At 39.7% G+C, this 18,520-nt stretch carries 16 protein-coding genes; 4 read left to right on the forward strand and 12 right to left on the reverse strand.

Going from position 1 to position 18,520, the window contains the following annotated elements:
- Positions 1–204: T9SS type A sorting domain-containing protein (locus tag D7D25_RS03655; protein ID WP_148038840.1), on the forward strand; the 204-nt coding region annotated here is incomplete at its 5' end.
- A 392-nt stretch (positions 205–596) separates the two neighbouring features.
- On the opposite strand, the gene D7D25_RS03660 is transcribed toward D7D25_RS03655, so the two are convergent.
- From D7D25_RS03660 to D7D25_RS03680, 5 genes are all read right to left on the reverse strand, one after another.
- Positions 597–995, reverse strand: a complete 399-nt coding sequence (locus D7D25_RS03660; protein ID WP_122967616.1) for a hypothetical protein — start codon at positions 993–995, stop codon at positions 597–599.
- Between the two features lie 247 nt (positions 996–1,242).
- Positions 1,243–2,340: a M12 family metallopeptidase gene (locus tag D7D25_RS03665; protein WP_122967617.1), complete on the reverse strand. Its 1,098-nt coding sequence runs from the start codon at positions 2,338–2,340 to the stop codon at positions 1,243–1,245.
- A gap of 28 nt (positions 2,341–2,368) precedes the next feature.
- Complete coding sequence (locus D7D25_RS03670) at positions 2,369–2,701, reverse strand: hypothetical protein (protein WP_122967618.1); 333 nt, start codon at positions 2,699–2,701, stop codon at positions 2,369–2,371.
- Positions 2,702–2,713: 12 nt separating this feature from the next.
- Entirely contained in the window at positions 2,714–3,337 is a 624-nt protein-coding gene (locus D7D25_RS03675; protein ID WP_148038841.1) for a hypothetical protein, read from the reverse strand.
- Positions 3,338–3,341: 4 nt separating this feature from the next.
- Entirely contained in the window at positions 3,342–6,407 is a 3,066-nt protein-coding gene (locus tag D7D25_RS03680) for an Mbeg1-like protein (protein WP_122967620.1), read from the reverse strand.
- 457 nt (positions 6,408–6,864) lie between these two features.
- On the opposite strand from D7D25_RS03680, the gene D7D25_RS03685 reads away from it, so the two are divergent.
- The 3 genes from D7D25_RS03685 (at position 6,865) to D7D25_RS03695 (ending at position 9,361) form a co-directional block, all read left to right on the forward strand.
- Positions 6,865–8,145, forward strand: coding sequence for an aminotransferase class I/II-fold pyridoxal phosphate-dependent enzyme (locus D7D25_RS03685; protein WP_122967621.1), 1,281 nt, complete (start codon positions 6,865–6,867; stop codon positions 8,143–8,145).
- The gene (locus tag D7D25_RS03690; protein ID WP_122967622.1) at positions 8,105–8,833 is read left to right on the forward strand and encodes a TetR/AcrR family transcriptional regulator; all 729 of its coding nucleotides are present in this window, start codon (positions 8,105–8,107) and stop codon (positions 8,831–8,833) included. The genes D7D25_RS03685 and D7D25_RS03690 overlap by 41 nt, the downstream gene beginning before the upstream one ends.
- Positions 8,834–9,010: 177 nt before the next feature.
- Positions 9,011–9,361 carry a hypothetical protein gene (locus tag D7D25_RS03695; RefSeq protein ID WP_122967623.1) on the forward strand — a complete coding sequence of 117 codons (351 nt, stop codon included), beginning with the start codon at positions 9,011–9,013 and terminating at the stop codon, positions 9,359–9,361.
- Between the two features lie 341 nt (positions 9,362–9,702).
- Here the strand turns inward: D7D25_RS03695 and D7D25_RS03705 are convergent, their stop codons facing one another.
- The 7 genes from D7D25_RS03705 to D7D25_RS03740 form a co-directional block, all read right to left on the reverse strand.
- Entirely contained in the window at positions 9,703–10,473 is a 771-nt protein-coding gene (locus tag D7D25_RS03705) for a ThiF family adenylyltransferase (protein ID WP_122967625.1), read from the reverse strand.
- Between the two features lie 8 nt (positions 10,474–10,481).
- Positions 10,482–12,380, reverse strand: coding sequence for an ABC-F family ATP-binding cassette domain-containing protein (locus D7D25_RS03710; RefSeq protein WP_122967626.1), 1,899 nt, complete (start codon positions 12,378–12,380; stop codon positions 10,482–10,484).
- Positions 12,381–12,425: 45 nt separating this feature from the next.
- Positions 12,426–14,480, reverse strand: coding sequence for a helix-hairpin-helix domain-containing protein (locus D7D25_RS03715; protein WP_122967627.1), 2,055 nt, complete (start codon positions 14,478–14,480; stop codon positions 12,426–12,428).
- A gap of 396 nt (positions 14,481–14,876) precedes the next feature.
- The gene (locus D7D25_RS03720) at positions 14,877–15,356 is read right to left on the reverse strand and encodes a DUF2059 domain-containing protein (protein WP_158602529.1); all 480 of its coding nucleotides are present in this window, start codon (positions 15,354–15,356) and stop codon (positions 14,877–14,879) included.
- 432 nt (positions 15,357–15,788) lie between these two features.
- Positions 15,789–16,388: a hypothetical protein gene (locus D7D25_RS03725; protein ID WP_122967629.1), complete on the reverse strand. Its 600-nt coding sequence runs from the start codon at positions 16,386–16,388 to the stop codon at positions 15,789–15,791.
- A 92-nt stretch (positions 16,389–16,480) separates the two neighbouring features.
- Positions 16,481–17,212 (reverse strand): AAA family ATPase, encoded by a 732-nt coding sequence (locus D7D25_RS03730; protein ID WP_122967630.1) that lies wholly within the window; start codon positions 17,210–17,212, stop codon positions 16,481–16,483.
- Positions 17,213–17,570: 358 nt separating this feature from the next.
- A complete protein-coding gene (locus D7D25_RS03740) occupies positions 17,571–18,299 on the reverse strand; it encodes a hypothetical protein (protein WP_122967632.1) in 729 nt (242 codons plus the stop codon).
- Between the last annotated feature and the right edge of the window lie 221 nt (positions 18,300–18,520).

Here is an 18,520-nt window from a genome sequence, read left to right on the forward strand (position 1 = left end):
AAACGGATATTTATCGAATCAAACTATGAATTGGTCGAATGGGAGATTTTCTATTCATCGGGGATAAAGATCCATCACGAGACCATTGATATCAGTATAAACAGGGGCTCCTATTCGTCATCCCATCTTCCTAAAGGAGTTTATATAGTAAAAGTCAGGACCCGAGATGGCACAGTCTCGTCACAGAAAGTACTGGTAATATAAATTAAATTCTGTTTCACTTTCTCTCTCTCTGATTGTTCAGATAGGGTAGGATACCACCTTTATCTGCTGTCTTTGTAGGGATGTATTCATTCTTATCAGGTTCAGATTTTGGAGATCGCAAGTTTTTCCCACACAATTAACGGGTAACCAATACTAAGTTTGGTGGAGGAAGGTCCGTCCTACGATTGGAATCTGTCAACAGTACAGCCGTTCTTTCGGGGAGTAGTTTGAGCAGTAGGATAATAAAGTAGTACCACCTACTTTATTATCCTAATTATGCGATTATCAGGCAACTATTGAGGCTTGCATGTGAAATGGATAAAATAATATTTTAATAGCATTAACTGGCCAAGGAAACATTATTATAAAAAATATAAAAAAGCAGCTTTATTTTATTTCACAAAGGTGCCAATATATTCCACACCATCAAAATCTACAAGAATGTTATACGCCCTTCCTTTAATCAAACTCGAAATATCTATGCCACAATAACCCGTTCCATTAACATTAAATCTATAATAAATATTGGTTCCTTCAATATAAACCACAGCCTCGTGATCCCAGTTATAAACCATTATATCAATTGAAGACTCATGCTTGGTTGCCTGCGGGTAAAAAACATATCCAATGCGCGTAGTTGTATTTGGTCGCATATAGATGGGTGTCCCGGATTGGATTTCACTACTGGCTTCGATTTCACTACCGGAATGAGCATTTAGAACAGACGTTGAAGAGTAAAATAATAGAAACGTCATTAAAAGATAAACGATACTTTGCTTTTTTGTTTTCATACAAATAAAATTTTAAATTATAATCTAACAGTACTTTATGATAAGAATGTATTACGGTACAATATCAACAGGTGTTATTACAAGAATAGATGTTTCTAAAATTATCAATTCAAACATAGAATACAGCCCTGTTCTTCTATACAGGCATTAAAATCTGCTTTTGAAAAATAGGGTTGTCAGTTTCGGAGCCTATCTTTAAAGGTAGAGATGATTGCACCTGATTCAGATCAATAATAAGACGATATAACTACCACGGTTGACTTTCTATGCGCCCACCTGCAGGAGGATCACCATATAGCCCTCTTTGCTGATTCATTTGCCTCTGCAAATCCAATCTCTCTGCATTTGTTAGAATTCTACCGTTATAGTAAACGGTATTATCCAGTTCAATCCAAAGATCATTTCGAGCAATATAGGGTAAATAAAAATTATTCAGGAAATTCTTATCTAACTGAGAGAGATGATAATTCTTTGCGATTAAATCACCTCCTGTTTTAGTTATAGTATTAAGTCCATTCTTACTGTATGCTTTGGAAGATGCCATTGTTATAGAGTTATAGTCAAAATTCCCCAACATCGTATAGTTTTTGTCTTGTTTAGTGAATTGAATTTTGCAACCGTCCTTCACATTGTTTAAGTTAATACTAACATAACTGTCCCTATCTTTTCTCATTTGTTCATTGAACATACCAGCAGCATTACAAAAAGCATGCATCAAAAAAGCAATAACTTCTTCATCCGTATATAGATTTGGATTATCAAAGTCACGTGGAACAAAAATCTTCTGTTCGCCACCGACTAAACCAAAACTGCCACTACCCTCGTTATTACCGTTTGAATAATCAATGAAAACGTTTGGAAATTCAATATGACCGGGTTCATAATATTTTGGGTCATTTTGTGAATTGTAGAACCTCACATTAGTTTCGGTTTCAATTTCATCTACTGCAGCATTAATTGCATCCCTAACACGTAAACTAAGGACTGCTATCTTCAACCTGACCATTGTCCAATACTGTGCCGGATAAGACCCCCAAATCCCGGCAGCTCTAGTCTGTGGCTTGAATGGATTATCGAAAACACCCCAACGGGTTGGGACATCTTCAGCTATAATATCGTTCCAAGAATCCTTTCGTTGCTCTGGAAGAAAAATATCTCCAGTTTTTTCGAGATTCTCTTGCTGTTGAGGTGATAGCGTCGCGATAAAATCGAGAGCATCTTTATACTCAACTTCACCAGTTGCGGAGAGATTATCCAAAGACTGATAATCTTCATCCGAGCAGGAATACAATATACCTGCGAATACTAAAAGGGTTACAACCCATGTTCTAAGTAATGTTTTCATACGCTTAATAGTTTAAAAATTAAACAACTCATTGACGTTCTATATTAATTTGGTTCAATTGTTCTACTCGTAATAGTCCGTCTTGATAAGCTTCACTGGAAATACCAAGTTTTTCAATATCTTTCTCGCTAGCATCAAGAAAATATATTTGCTTATTTTCATCATATTGAATCAAACTGTGAAGTATGATTTCCTTATTCGTTTGATATCTATAAAGGGCTTCATTATCTGACTCTATAGATACTCTCTCGTCCGGGACAATGGTTTCATTATTGTCACGTGGTATTTCATCATTACATGACAATACTAAACCAACTAACATAATTAAAAGAAAAAACGAAAATTTATTATTTGATTTCATAGCAATAAAATTTTAATATTCATGATTAATAATAGCCGTCACAATCTCAAATTTTCCATTAATCACAAGTTTCACTGAACCATTCTCAGGAGAGATAAGGGAATAATATCCATGACAAACCTTTGATTGATTATCAATACTTTCCAAAACAAGTTCACCTTTAAATGGTGTAGATAAATCGGATGTGTTTGAAAATGCATAAGCAATTCCATCTACATCTTCAATAAGAACATTGTTCCTATTCTTGGAAAGATAAGGTAATATATCCCACCAGTCTAATGATTCAACAACCAATTCATCGGAATAAAAATCAATCTTATAGGGATGATTTGTTTTGAATTGATTCTCTTCAACAGTAACATAAAAGTAAATCGAATAAGAGGGTTCATCGACTTTTTCCGGAGACAATCTTGCTATAAAATGAAAAATCTTATAGTTTTCATAAAGTCTCATGGACGAAGGATATCCTTTGAAATTCCAAGCCCACCAAGTTGACTCTTTATAATCCTTACCGTTAATTGTTGCTGTACCAACTATTTTTTCGTATCCTTTAAGTTCTTTCTCGCATCCGCACATAAATGTGGAAAGCACGATAATCCAAACAAAGTGTTTTATTAAAAGCCTATATTCACTCATAATCTTATATATTAGTTACGTATGTAAATGTTACAGGTACAAATTGAATTGCCCGGCTACTATAATTCAACAATATAAGAGTATACCTATATACTTGGTTATTGGTTGAATTATTTTTAATATAATCTAATTCATCTTGCGGAAGAATATTTTTAATCAGAGGCCCCCCACTTCGAGCGTCAACTACACTAGTAACACTAAAGGGTTTTAGAACCATGGTGGTTGTAGCCATCCACTCTCTTTCCTTGTATTTGTCGGGAATATTTGCTCTATATGAAATATATAATCTTGCTGAATTATATAAATACTTTGTTTTATTCTCTTTGTATAACACACCTTGTGCGTCTATATATAAGTTTTGATTCTCTGCTACATATACATCTTGTGAATTTATTTCGATATGTTGCAGTGCCGATTTATTTCCGAGGGCATCTATTACTTCCAAGTATACAATTACTCTTTCATTTTGTCCTCGTAAATCTATTTTCAAACTTGGAACATCTGCTTCAAGCCAACGAATTTCCCGACTAGGATATTTTACACCCCAATTATATGTTAGAACTCCATTAAGATTTGATAGATAATCCTTAAATTGATTATCAATGCACTCGGCATTTATTTCATAACCACCAGGTTCATGGGAGGCGGTTAGTATATACCGTGGCATTCCAACCATTATCATTTGACTATATGTATTTCCTCCATGTTTAGCTGTAAGAGTTATTATACCTGTTCCATTAACTGTAAGAACTCCGCTCGAATTAATCGTTGCAATTGAAGTATTGCTACTACTCCAGGTTACGCTTCCTGTCGTGTTCGATAAGCTATATTGAGCTCCATTAGTACCAACTTTAGGCCCAACAATAGAAGTAGAGAGTCTTTGAATCATCCAGATTAAAGCATCATCCGTAAAAAACGAATGTGAACGAGTGGTTGAGTGTGTATAATAATTCTCACCAAATGGGGAGGAAGTACCATGAGGAGGTGAAAGGAAGTTAGCCGGAATGATGTTTATACCGTCTCCATAGGCTAAAGCACTTGAGTTCGGAACGAATGGAATACGGGGACTTAGTTTCACATCATATCCAAAATCAAAAATGAGAGGAATACCCATTTTATCTTTTTCTGTAATAGGTAAACCTTGATCATCTTGAATGAGTGCATAAGAAGAACTTGGATAAGTATCATAGAAAAGACCCCCTTGATAGTTTTTATCATAAGAAAATAAATTCTTTGAAATGGGAACAATCCACAGAAATGTCTTTTTATATTGAAGCCTGATTCTAGTTACTAAATCCCCACTCGCGTGAGCAGGATAAATATCGAATGAACCATTAATACTTGTTCTTCCTGGTAAGACAGTAAGAAGACCTGCCACAATATCATTAAGTCCAATTCCCACAGCTAACCCTAATACTCTTGGCAAAAATGTACTTCCAATATCTGTTCCTGCTGAAAAACTTGTTTGTAAATAATATGGGGGAACGCTTACTTGACTGTAACTACCATTAGATACTGCAAGCATCTTAAAACTTGTCCCCAGATCACCTTTAGGAAAGCCAAGCGTCTTCAACTCATTTTGCCATTGAATATGTTCCTGATTGTTATAGTTACCGGCTGGATCTACATAGTGTACAAGCATTTGTTGAGCAGCAGTGGAATAAGCCATAGATTTACCTAGTCCGATATATGCATTCGCAGGTGTAAATGTGTTGATAAGCGCATCCATCACACTATGTCCTTCAAGAAAGGATAATATGCCATGGAATGCATAGAGTACACCTAAAGGGACATGTGCTCCCAGATGTGGTGAATCATAACTGACGTATGTCGAAACTTGATGTCGAACACCTTGGTTCTCCATTGTTTTAAGGGCATACCTAGCTATTAATCCTCCCATACTATGTCCCACTATTACATTAGTTTCATTACCTATTTTATTACTATTGATCCACTCTATTACACTTTTTAGTGTATAAGAATTTGCTTGTATATATTCTTGAGACTTAACCCAGTCTACATATACAATATCGTAACCATATATTTTATTTAAAGCAATAATATTCGATTCACGTTTGATCCTGTTAAAGTTCCAGCTACCTTTTGGTGTTGCTGCATCAACACGTGGATCGAATCCTTCAACTATGATTAAGGGCTTTCTAAGAGAATAATTTCCCGGTGCATAGCTGATGGTAACTTCAGCAGAAGTTGAGATACCTCTGTAATTTTGACCTTGGATAGTTGTAGAATAATGTGCAATCAAACTATCTTTATTTGTGATAGCACGAGTTTGGATTTCTGAAACTAAGTTTTCTACTTGTATTATAGTATGAGCAGATAAGATTTGACCATCTTGTAATGTAGCTCTTATGATTACTTTATTGATGCCTGTTTTCAAATTTGCATTTACTTTTTTATCCGGATTGATATTCTTAAATCCCGTACCGAAATCAATTTCTAAATTCTTTATTTTACAATTTGTAAGAAATAAAGCGGAAGGTAAAGAAAAGGTCACATTAGATTGTTGGGTTGAAGTTTCCAGACAAGATCCGGCAAATACAAATTCTGACTGATATGGGCTTTCCTTCTTATTAGTATTATAAACTTGTCCATTTTCATACCGAATAAGTCCGTCGGTCAAAGCATTTGCTTTAATTCTTGCATATTCATAAAGCATAATTCCTAGAGTCAATTCACCAGAATTATTTTTTCGTTTAATGTTTTTGATAGAATTCTCAAGACCCTCAAGGGGGTCTTCTTTTACTGCAGAAGAGCTAATAGTTTTGAGTAAGTTTCCAAAGCGTACTACTGTTCCGATATTATCATCTTCCAGTGGACCTCTACCGATAAAAAGATCAAGATCTTCATATTCAACCGCATAGTCTCTTAGTAGACCCTTTGGGACAGAATTTCTGTCTAAATGCTCGAACATGAAGTCCAGAGATTTGCGCATGTCATTGTTTTGTGGGAAATCTTGTCCATATATGGAGAATGCCATACAAAGACTGATCAAGATAGTCAACAAAACTACCAATTGATGTTTCTTGTTTAGTGTTTTACTGTAATTCATAAGTGGTAAATTTTAAATTGCTAATCACGTATTCTCATAGCGCATCCAAATATATACAATTTATATTGTATAAATGTATTTGATATCAATTTTGTTGCTTAAATAGTATCCAATTTACATTTAATTTGTAATTATTAACAAAAACAGCTTTATAAAGCTTAACAATTTAGAATTATAAATATATACTAACTATAAAGATGGATGCTGATGACTCTATTGCCTGAATATTTAAACATCCTTTTCATGGAAACGAGATATCTTATGTGACGTTACGGCTTTATATTTGGGTTTTACGTTCTAACCATTTTGAAGATCAAAAAGGATTTACCCTACAATCTCTAATGTATTCAAACTTTTTCAGAGGGATATCATTATTATAATTTACGAGCATATTATATGTTTTTTTCTTGTAAAATTCATACATTTGCAATTTATAAAATACAATCATCGTTGCATTATGAAAAATCAAACTACCTATTATTCTTTAAAAGACTTTGAATTGTCGTTGAATCTATCTGCCACAGAGCGTGCAGAAGAATTTCAGAAGTATATTAACCAGTTGGCGCAATTTGGGTATGAGACTTATTGGATCAAATCATATTCAGGAATAGGAGCCAAGATGAAGTTAAGCCAGGATCGGGAAGTCATTTCTTTCGTATCCAATGACTATCTTGGAATGTCCCAACGTACTGAAACTATTCAGGCAGGTATATCAGCACTTACTATGTATGGAACCGGGGCTTGTGCGGCACAAGTTATTGGAGGATACCTTGATATTCACGAACAGTTAGAGAGGGAAATATCCGATTTTACCGGCCAGGAAGATGCCATACTGTTTTCTTCCGGTTTTGGTGCAAATGCAGGTGTTTTAAATGCGCTTCTGGGAAAGAATGACATCGCTATTATAGACCCGTTTATTCATACAAGTGCACTGTCCGGTTTAAAAGGGACTAATGTGAAACGTATAGGGCATAATAATTTAGAACATCTGGAGACAGTATTAAAAGATGTACAGGATAAATATTTGACAAAACTGGTAATTATTGACGGTGTTTATTCTCAGGATGGAGATTTATCCAGATTACCGGAAATTATCAATCTTTGTCAGAGGTATGATGCAATGCTAATGATGGATGATGCACATGGCATGGGAGTTATGGGCGTAAATGGCCGTGGAACTGCGGAACATTTTGATTGTTTGGGTAAAGTGGATATTATTTCCGGAACATTCAGCAAAGCCTTTGGTTGTGTGGGAGGATTTGTTGCATCATCGAAGAAGTTGATACAATACCTCAAGTATTATGCCGATAGTAATGTATTCTCGGCAGCAATAACACCACAGGTTACAGCTTCCATATTGAAGTCTTTGGAACTTATAAGAAATATGCCTGAAATCCGGCACAAATTATGGGATAATGTGAACTACCTTAGAAAGAATCTGACTTTGAATGGTTTTGATATTGGAAAATCACTTTCTCCTATTTTTCCTATTATGATAAGAGATAACAATAAAGTCTATGAAGTAGCAAATTTGTTACAGAAAAGTGGTATCTTTACAGTTGGTATTGTATATCCGGCTGTCAGGATTAAAGAAGCAAGAATTAGAGTCAGTATTCTTGCTACTCATGAAAAGCAGCATTTAGACCAACTTGTCAATGCTTTGATTGAGATAAATAGAAAAATTAATTTCATATCAAATGGGGAGCCAGTTAAAAATACGCAGAAAGCGGCGTACTAAACAAGAATTAGAGGACATCATTAATAATGCCGCATTAGAGCTTATTAAGGAAAAGGGATTTCATAATATCACCGTAACATCAATTATGCAAAAGGCAGAAATTGAACCTATAGTATTTTATAATCGTTACAAGGATTTGGATGAATTTATAGATGAATTTGTAAAAAAGTACGATTATTGGTTTGGTGAAGTCATAAAAAAGATTGAGTTTGTAGATAATCCCCAAAAGCAGTATATATCTATACTGACTAATTTACTCGAATCGCTGCAAGGCAATAAAGGAATGCAACAGTTATTACGCTGGGAAATAGATTCATTCAATGATACTACTATAAGAACCGCCAGATTACGTGAATTTCATACATTGCCACTCGTGGATAAATATAAAAAAATATTTGAGAATTCGCAGGTTGAGATAGATGCTGTTTCCGCTTTGGTTATTGGAGGAATATATTATCTTGTTCTACATTCCGGCCTATCTGAATTTGCAGGAATTGATATAAATAGCAAGGAGGGTAAAGAAAAGATTCAAAGAGCGTTAGAGTATTTAGGTAATATGTTTTTCGATGATAAAAAATTGACCCCAAAGCTACTAAAGGTAGCTCGTAACATGAAATCAAAGGGGTATCATTCACAAGAAATAGCTAAAATTATTGAGTTGCCTGTTGATTTAATTGATAAATTATGACATTAGTGGGCACTTAAATCAAAAATAGCACATTAAAATGTTTTGTAGATCGCAGTTTTGAGAGATTTTAATTGCGTGACGATTTGAAATGCAAAGAAGATGTTCTACTTGACTATATTAGCCGCAAATTTGACCGAGCACAAAATAAGACCAAGAAAAGAGTAATTTTGTGTTCATATGGCAAACGGAAGAAAATCAGCGAAGTTCAAGAGCACAGTGGTGCTGGAACTGTTACGCGGCGAGTCGGAAACGGTTGAAAAGGATGTTTGCAAGGGCATGGCCCTCAAACTTAGGAGTGACCATGGCTCCCAGTATGGCTCAAACGATTTCATGGCTGGGATGAAGTTCTTGGGGCTGAACATGTCAAAGGCGTTTGTGACGTGGCCAAAATGCAACGGATGCATCGAACGGTTCCACAGGACACTTGAAGAGGAGGTCTTCAGCCTCAATCATTTCAAGCACTGGACGAGGCCAATGAGGCCATCCGCAAGTGCGGCCGATGTTCCAATTCACCGAGAGGCGGATTGAAGCGCATGTATGCATCAGCTTCGTCGTCCTGAAGGTATACGAGAAACTTGAAAGGTTGCTTAAAGCCTCCGGATGCCCGCACTCTGTCGATAGCGTCGTGAGAATCGCTGAGGTCATCGTAACCCTTGACGTCGACCTTCCAGAAAACGGAAAGACTCTGACCAAGACCATCTACACATCGAAGCGAGAGCGAGACATCGCTTACATCATCGAGACCGATGAATGGCTAAACCAAAATGGGTGACGTATTCATAAAGTCAGGAAAAATAATGGAACCGCGTTGCTTCTATCTGTGTGTAACTCCATAATCCGGGTGTCACTCAATCCATTGGCATCGAAAGTTAAAGGAATGGTGATGGTTTGCCGGAATTCCCGTTCTTGATGATATCCTGAATTACCAGGCCCGAGAGAGTGAAGCCGAAGACGGCGGTCACCTGCACCATGGTGCCGTTGGTCTGCGCCTTACGGAAGCTGCCTTTTTCATCGGCATGGGGCAGGGCTTCCCTGCCTCTGTTGGGGAGTCGTTCCTCGCTGTAGACACACAAGATCGGTTTTTGTAATTTTTCTCCTTTCCGCAGGCGGTCACGTAATGCCGATGCCAGCTTGCACCCACGTACTTTCCAGAACTCCGCCACCCTGATTTGTTGCGGGTCTATCTTGAGTGCCGCGCCCATAGAGGAGAAGACCGTGGCTCCGCTTTCCGATGCCGCGGTGAGCAGGTGCGCTTTGTGTGCTAGTGAGTCGATAGCGTCGATCACGTAGTCATACCGTTCGAGTTGAAATGAGGAGGATGAGCCGGCGCTGTAAATTTCCGGGATTGCGTTGATAGTGGCGGAGGGGTTGATTTCCTGAAGCCGCTTTTTAAGTACTTCCACTTTCAACTGTCCCATTGTTCGGGTAGTAGCGGTTAGCTGTCGGTTGCTGTTGGCAATCGCCACTTTGTCCGGGTCGACAATTGTAAGGTGCATGATCCCGCCGCGGATCAATCCTTCGGCACACCAGCTGCCTACGCCGCCCACCCCGAAAAGGATTACTTTTTTTGCGGCGAGCGATCGCATCGCTTCCCTGCCAATCAGCAGTTCTGTGCGGGCAAATAGTTCGTTGTACTGCATTTTTGTTTTTAATCGCGTTCGCTGAGTTCGAGCCAGCGCATGGTTTTCTCATCAATAAGATCGATCAGTTCGGCCAGGCGGTTCGATTGGTTCATCAGTTCTTCGGTAGAGAGGTTTCCGGAGGAGAGCTCTTCACTGATCTGAGCCTTCTCCGTTTCCAATTGTTCAATTTGCTGTTCCAGCCCTTCGAACTCCTGTTTTTCCTTGAAGGAGAGTTTTTTGTTCTCTTCGGGTCTTTTCTTGTGGGATGGCGTTTCCTGTACTGATGTGGGGGTTTTGGGGTTGCCGCCGGCCGTTTTTTCTTCTTTTGCCGTTTTTCTCTCCTCCGCCACTTTCCATTCCCGGTATTGGGTATAGTTTCCCGGAAAGTCCTGAATCTGGGCGTTGCCATGGAAGACCAGCAGGTGGTCTACCACCTTGTCCATGAAATAGCGGTCGTGCGACACTACGATAAGGCATCCCTTGAAGCCTGCAAGATACTCCTCCAGTATATTCAGGGTAAGAATGTCAAGGTCGTTGGTCGGCTCGTCCAGCACCAGGAAATTGGGATTTTTGATCAGCACCGTACAAAGGTAGAGTCGCCGTTTTTCACCGCCGCTGAGTTTGTATACATAATTATGTTGTTTCTCGGGCGGGAAGAGGAAGTGTTGCAGGAACTGGGAGGCGGTCAGGCGGTGGCCGTCACCCAGGTCGATCACTTCGGCAATAGCCTGTACCACATCGATCACTTTTGTCTGTTCGTTGAATTGCAGCCCCTCCTGGCTGTAATAGCCGAAATTGACCGTCTCGCCGATGTCAAAACCGCCGCTGTCGGGTTCTTCCAGTCCCAGCAGCATCTTCACGAATGTGGTTTTTCCGGTACCGTTATTTCCCACGATGCCCATCTTTTCATAACGGGTGAAGATATAGTTGAATTTCTCGGTGATCCTGACCTCGCCGAACCGCTTGCCGACCTCTTTCGCCTCGAAGATCTTTTTCCCGATATAGCTGCCCTTTGCGGCCAGGCGGATATTTTGTTCCTCCTTTTTCTGTTGGGCTTTCTCCTCGAGCGAATAAAACGCGTCGATGCGCGATTTGGCTTTGGTGGCCCTGGCCTGTGGTTGCCGCCGCATCCAGTCCAGCTCTTTCCTGAGCAGGTTCCTGGCCTTTTCGGTTTCGGCATTTTGCGCCATGACCCGCTCATCCCGTTTCTCTAAATAATAGGAATAGCCGCCTTTATAGGAAAAGAGCCGTTTTTCATCGATCTCGAGTATCTGGTTGCAGACGCGGTCGAGGAAATAGCGGTCGTGCGTCACCATCAGCAGGCTGATATTATTGCGGGTGAGATGTTCTTCCAACCATTCCACCATCTCCAGGTCGAGGTGGTTGGTCGGCTCATCCATGATCAGCAGTTCCGGTTCGCTGATCAACACATTGGCCAGCGCCACCCGTTTTACTTGTCCGCCGGAGAGCTCTCCTGTTTTCTGATGAAAATCGGTGATCTTTAATTGTGTCAATATCTGTTTGATACGCTGTTCGTAATCCCACGCGTTGTGGAGATCCATGTGTGCCAGCAGTTCATCCAGCCCTTTCTGGTTGCCGGAAGAGATCATCTCTTCATAGCGGGCGATCAGCTTCACTGTTTCGCTATCGGTGCTGAAGCAGGTTTCCAACACCGTCATTTCAGGGTCGAAAACCGGGGACTGTTCCAAATAAGCCAGTCGGATATCATTGCGGAATACCACCCTTCCGTTCTCGTACGGCTCTTTGCCGGACAGTATGTTCAACAGGGTGGTTTTGCCCGATCCGTTCGGGGCAATCAGTCCTATCTTATCCCCTTCTGCAATGCCGAAAGAGATATCGCTGAATAATACCAGATCACCGAAGCTTTTGGTCAGCTTGTCGATTTGAAGGAGTGGAGTGGGCATGCCTTTTCTGATTTTGTGCACAAATGTACAAACTATTTCGCATCCCTAAAACACCCATCTGATGTAGGTGAAGATATCGGTACGGTTGTTCCCGTCGATCAGTTCGGTACCGGTTCCGATGGTGTCGCGGTTGAAATAGCGGGTGTGTCCGAATTTCACGGAGAAAGAGAGATTGCCGTTGACCGCGTATTTCGCGGAAAATGCCAGCCTGTAGCCTTTTCCGTAAAAAGAGGGCATGTGAAAGGTGTTCAGCGGGTTCCGTTCGTAGGAATAAAGCCTTGCATCGTAGGTGTCGGCATTGAACCAGGCCAGATAAGCGTCTCCGGTTAACGGTCCCCTTCCCCGGTAGCCGATATTTTGTGAGAGCATAAATCCGTTTTCGGCAGGGAAGTGTTTCTCTTTATAATGCGCCCTGTCGGCGGTAGTCTGGAAATTCCACCCGCTCCGGAGATCGAGGGAGTACCTGAAGCGGAATTTATGGGTGGCATAGGGGAGTACCGACCGGCTGTTTTCATCCGGCCAGGCGGTATTCTTCTCCTTTTGTTTGTACTTGTATCGTGCTTCCAGAAATGATTGACGCGACAGGGTATAGGTTCCCAGAAGATAGAGGTCCACCGCATTCGACGGCGTGTCTATTCCATATTTCAACCAGGGAAACCGGACGAAATCAGCATAAGCGGTCACTGAGAATTTTGAAAATGGACTGAATTCCGCGCCGACATACAATCCCTGTTCGTTTTGTACGTTGCCCCCTTCCGAGAACGCTTGGGCATACAGGGCATTGTAAGAGATGGGGTAATGCCTGTGGAGCAGGGAAAAAGAGAGGTTGCCGGAGAAGCGGTACCGCAGGGTGTTCAACGTGGCCACCGCGCCGTTTCTGGCAATGGCTGTCTCTCCTGCAAAAATCAATCCCGGGAATTGAAAAGAGTAATCGATACTTGCGTTGAGATTAGAGGAATCCCGTAAGGAGTAAAGATTGTAGTCCCGGAGTGTGGGGTTATACATCTTGTCGTATCGATGGAATATGCCGCTGATACCCAGTTGCAGGCGATCTTTCCGGAAATTGATGTTGCCTCCGGCCACCTGTTCCCGCGTATTCTTTTTCTTCTCGATTTCCAGTGGGGTGCGATGCAGGCCATCCACTTTAAAAGAGGTGATATCGCCTTCGTCCGACAGGTTGGCGTCGATCCTTTTATCGGAATAAAAGCCGGTGACGGAGAAATTTCCCAATTCTGCTACTGCGGCGGCACCCCTGAAGAAGCCATTTTCGGCGGTGGAGAAATGGCGTTTGGGTGGCAATGTGCGTCGGGCAATATTGGCACTGCTCCATGATTTGCTGATCATAAAGTCGTTGTTCAATACCAATCCCTGGCCAAAAGAGAGCCGGTAATCTCCCAGGGCGACCGTGGTTAGTCGCCCTATGTCATGAATGATCAAGTGGGCGCCATAGTGGTCATATCCTTTAGGATAGTCTGGTTGGAAGAAAGGCTCTCCCGCGTCTTTTTCCGCGGTAAAACCCATCTGTATTCTGTCGCGGTAACGGAATGAATAGCGGAGAGAGGTGTAAAAATCCTCCCCTCGGTATTTCCGGTTGGGATACCGTTCAAGGATACTGTCCGGAAACTCGCCGTAGCCGGCGCGGGGCGTCAAGGTTTTGTCAAAACGGAACTGGACTTCCTGGCGGCCGTATTTCAGCATATCAGTCGCCTGTAAGCGGGTTTCTCTTTTTCCCATTTCCCCTACATGGAAAAAGGGAAGAATCATTTCCACGGTTTTGATATTGAGAAGAGGTACATTCCTCAACTCAAACACCGTGTAAAGGGGGCGATTCCTTTCCAGGAAACGGAAAATGGCATCGGCCTCCTCTATGGACAGCAACGGGAAATTTTCCAGTTGTTCGCGGGATACCATGTTCAGGTTCATGGGGTTATTCTCCAGTTGCAGCAGCTCTTCATGCATGTTTTCAATGGCGGTTTCGTTCATTTCCTCCTCGGCCAGCTGTTCCATGAATTCACGCCAATCCTCATGCTGTTGCGACCGCGCCATGCCTGTGAAGCCGAAGAATAAGACAAGGAGAAGGATCCTGAGACAGGGTTTCATCGGTCTTGATTTTTGATTGTAACATCTTCATTTCATTTTCGATATTTCACTTCTCAATTCAATGGTTCACTGTAAATGACGCACTCATAGTCATTACTCAACTCGCACCCGGTTCCCTGCAAAAATAGCGATTTTTTCTTATTTTATAAATATTGATTATGCATTAATAAGTTGTCTTTTTGCGCATAAGAGCCTTTATTTGTGTCTAAATGCCCGCAACTTATGGATGTTTCATTGTTATCGCCCCCATTAAAATATGGTTAATTTGAAAAGATTTACCGGACAATAATACAACTCCTCCGCCAAATCTCCTGAATTGTTCAAAACCTCTTTCTTGAAAGAGATGATGTACATCTCTTAATTGCTTTTATAGTTATATTGTATTATCTGATATCCTCATTGTTTGAGTTCTTCAAATCTTTTGTTTAAGTTCATTTGAAATTCGGGCATATACTTGATCATCATGACGTTCATCAACTCCTGGGCGATTTCGGGACTCTTTACGAGGATCTTTTTGCCTGTAGGAGACTCGTAAAATTCGATTAAATCCTTGATCTCCTCTTGAGTGAAATGCTTGTCGTAGATATTCACCAACTCCACGCTATTCAGTTTATGCGTTAATTCTTTCACTTCTTCCATCATCTCGTTCGTCAAGGCATCCATCATTTTATCGATTTTCTCCTTCGCGCTGTTTTCCTTGACCTGCGAGGCAATCTGTTGTTTTAAAGCTGGAATCATTGCATTGAGCATGTTCTGGCTCATTTGCTCGGAATTGATCAGTTCCAATAAGTGCTTTATATCCGAGAGCTTGTCTTGGGCGACAACGCTCGCGGTGAAAGCGATTGTCAAAATCGATAATAAAAATAACTTCTTCATAATCATTCGTTTTTATGTTTTTAATCAACGTGAGTCCGGTGTAAGACAAGTGGACAAATATAAGAAAAATAGCGGGAAAATGAGAAATTTTGGTTCTATATGTCTCATCTTTTTATCCGTTTTTCAAATCACACGATTAATCTACAGGTGCTTTGCACGATACCCCCCTGTTTGTGTAACAGAAAAACTGCCGATGAGTCCCCTCCGAAGAGTCGAAGCTATAATTTAGTGTATAATTTTTGTACTTTAAATTTACAGACTTTCTTATTTTTACCTACTCGGACACACTTTTTGGAACAGTATCAAATGTTAGAACCGTATTCCCACTTGAATCCTTTATTCTGGTAATTTTCCCCGAACCGGGTGTAGAGGGATCCATCTGTCCATAAATTGTCGTAATCTCTAAAATAAAGAATAAATCTAAAAAATAACTTATGGTTTATTCTTCCTTGATTCAATATTTTCAAAATGTGATGAGGGTATTTCTATTCCAAAGATATTTCCTTTCAGTAAAACCTTTTTAGTCGTTGGATTTATAAATATGTAATGGACATGCTTTTGCAAATTGAAAACATAGCTAACCATATATACTTCATCCCCAGGGTGTATATATTCTTCGGAGATTGTTTTTGCCATTTTTTTTAATTCTGATTTGGTTTCACGAATTGGTTGTATGTCTAATCTGACATAAGACGTTTCTTTGAGGTGCCCGTTTTTATCAGGATAAGACATAAGCCATCCGATAGGAATTAAATCATCAAAATTTTTTTGAACATATTTTTTCGCATCCTTTTTATCCCGTATCGTTCCTACGAACCGATAGGAGATAAAATCAATATCTTTTCCGTTTTCTATAAAAATGGGAAAATTCTTGAAAAGATTTTTCAAGTTATCCTCACTTGTCATTACACTGCCATATTCGAATAAATTTGTTTTTTTCTCCTTACTATACTTGCCCGTGAAAGAAGTCAACATAAAGATATTGGCAAGGCAAAAAACAAAAATGAATGGCACTTTCCTTGATGATTTCATATATGAATAATATTATTAGAAACTGTTTTGAAATTATTCCCGAATTTTTCTAAGCATGATTTGGCAAAGTGTTATTTGTAGCATAGCTATTACTATAGACCTAACTCAGAAAGGAATTTCCGGTAGTTATTGACAAAGTACTTCGTTAATTTGTATTGTTCCGTACTTTCGTAATCAATCAATTCAATCCTTCTTTCTGAAACTACGTATATATCAGCATTGGGGTATGCCATTAAGACCGGAGAGTGCGTGGCGATGATGAACTGTGAATTTTTGTCCACCAATTCTTTCATTCTGACTAGCATCTTGAACTGGCTGCTTACCGACAATGCGGCTTCAGGTTCATCAAATATGTAAAGTCCCTTCCCATATAATCTGTTCACGAGTAAAGCCAAGAAACTTTCCCCATGTGATTGTTCATGAAGTGATTTTCCCCCATAATATTGTTTTATCGGGGTACCACCGGGTTCAGCGTCTAATGCATCCATATTTGATGCAAAATTGTAATAGCTCTCCGCTCGAAGAAAAAAACCATCCTTTTCACGATATGCTGATCTGATCAGTTTTAAATGGTAAAACAGATTTGAATGTGAATCTCGCGTCCGGAAATTGAAATTACGACCTCCCCCTTCAGGATTGAACCCCGCATTGATGGCTATGGCCTCAACCAATGTGGATTTGCCTGATCCGTTTTCACCCGTGATAAATGTGACGCTTTTCCGAAATCCCAATTCATTTAAATTCACGATCGAGTGAATATTGTAGGGAAAAGTGTTCCGTTCCTCAATAGGTTTAATATTCTTTACTTTATGTATATATATCATTTTATTTATGTGAAATTCCTTATCTTTATTAAATGTAAAGATAGGGTGTTTACTATATTAATCCTTCGTCTTCTAATTCTTTTATTTCCACAATATGGTAAATGGGGCTTTCCCGGATAAATATTTCTACCTGTTCGGTATAGTTCTCTACAAACAGGTCAATGGACGTTCCGTTAGAACCTCTTCCAACGGGCTGTCCTCTTTATGGGAACAGCCCGAGGAAAAGACGAAAAACGCGAAAAGAACACTTTCGAGAAAATATTTCATTTTGTAATAAGTTTTTGGCGTTATCTTCACTTTGAACAGCTCCTCCATAATGAACTACCTCGGCGCAAGAGGACGAGGTAGTTCATTCAATTTATTCCAATAATTTGAGGTATTCCAGCTCAATGAATCGATTGTCGAATCCGTCTGTTATCATCTTTCTGAAAAAATCGGACAACCGGAGCGCCTTTCCCTGAGGGCAATGAATCCATAAAGTCCATAATTCATCGTCCATAACGCAACGGAATGTAACTTCGGAGCCATCCGTAATATTTAAGGGAACTCCTACTCCTTTGAAATTTTCGATCAGTATTGAAGTTCTTTTGTGCAATTGTTCAGCGAACTCTTTACTAATCTGAAGTTTCAAGGGTGTGGGACGATAAGGTTTGTATAGATCATCACTATTTTTTAGAAGGGCTGCTTGCTTGTTGTGTTCCTTTATCTGATCCTTGGTTTCATTAGAAATCGCTGTTGATAACCAAAAAGGAGTAGTTATTGGTGTGGTCTTTTCCGATACCACATACTTTAATTTTTTATAATACACATCAAGCACATTTTGCAAACGCGTCACTTCCAATTCATAGGAGTTGTCTTGCTGTTTTTTTATAATACGGAATGCAACAGCGTCATTGCTCCCCTCGGGAGAATCCGTAAAAACAAACTCTACAAAAGAGTTTTGTGTTCCGAAAAACAACCGATCAATTACCGATTTATGTTCCAGATTATACCTGTTTCCCTCTTCCGTTACTCCCGGATGAAGCACATTGTTTTCAATTGTCTTTAAATATCGTCCTCCACCTATATGATCTATTGATTGGGACATGACGATATTTTTTGGAAATAAGAATAGAATGGATAGAATAATAAAAATCCTCATTTATTCAAAATTCAAAAGTTGAGAAAATATTTTAAAATCAACAGTTTGGCAAGTTTTAATAATAATGAAATGCGCCATTGTAATAAATAAAGTGTCCAATCCCTTGATAGTTATTTTAACGTAATAATCTGCGTCACTTGGATTGCTGCTGGACATGTGTGTATGTC

This window comes from Proteiniphilum sp. X52 (assembly GCF_003712195.1).
Taxonomy (GTDB): Bacteria; Bacteroidota; Bacteroidia; order Bacteroidales; family Dysgonomonadaceae; genus Proteiniphilum.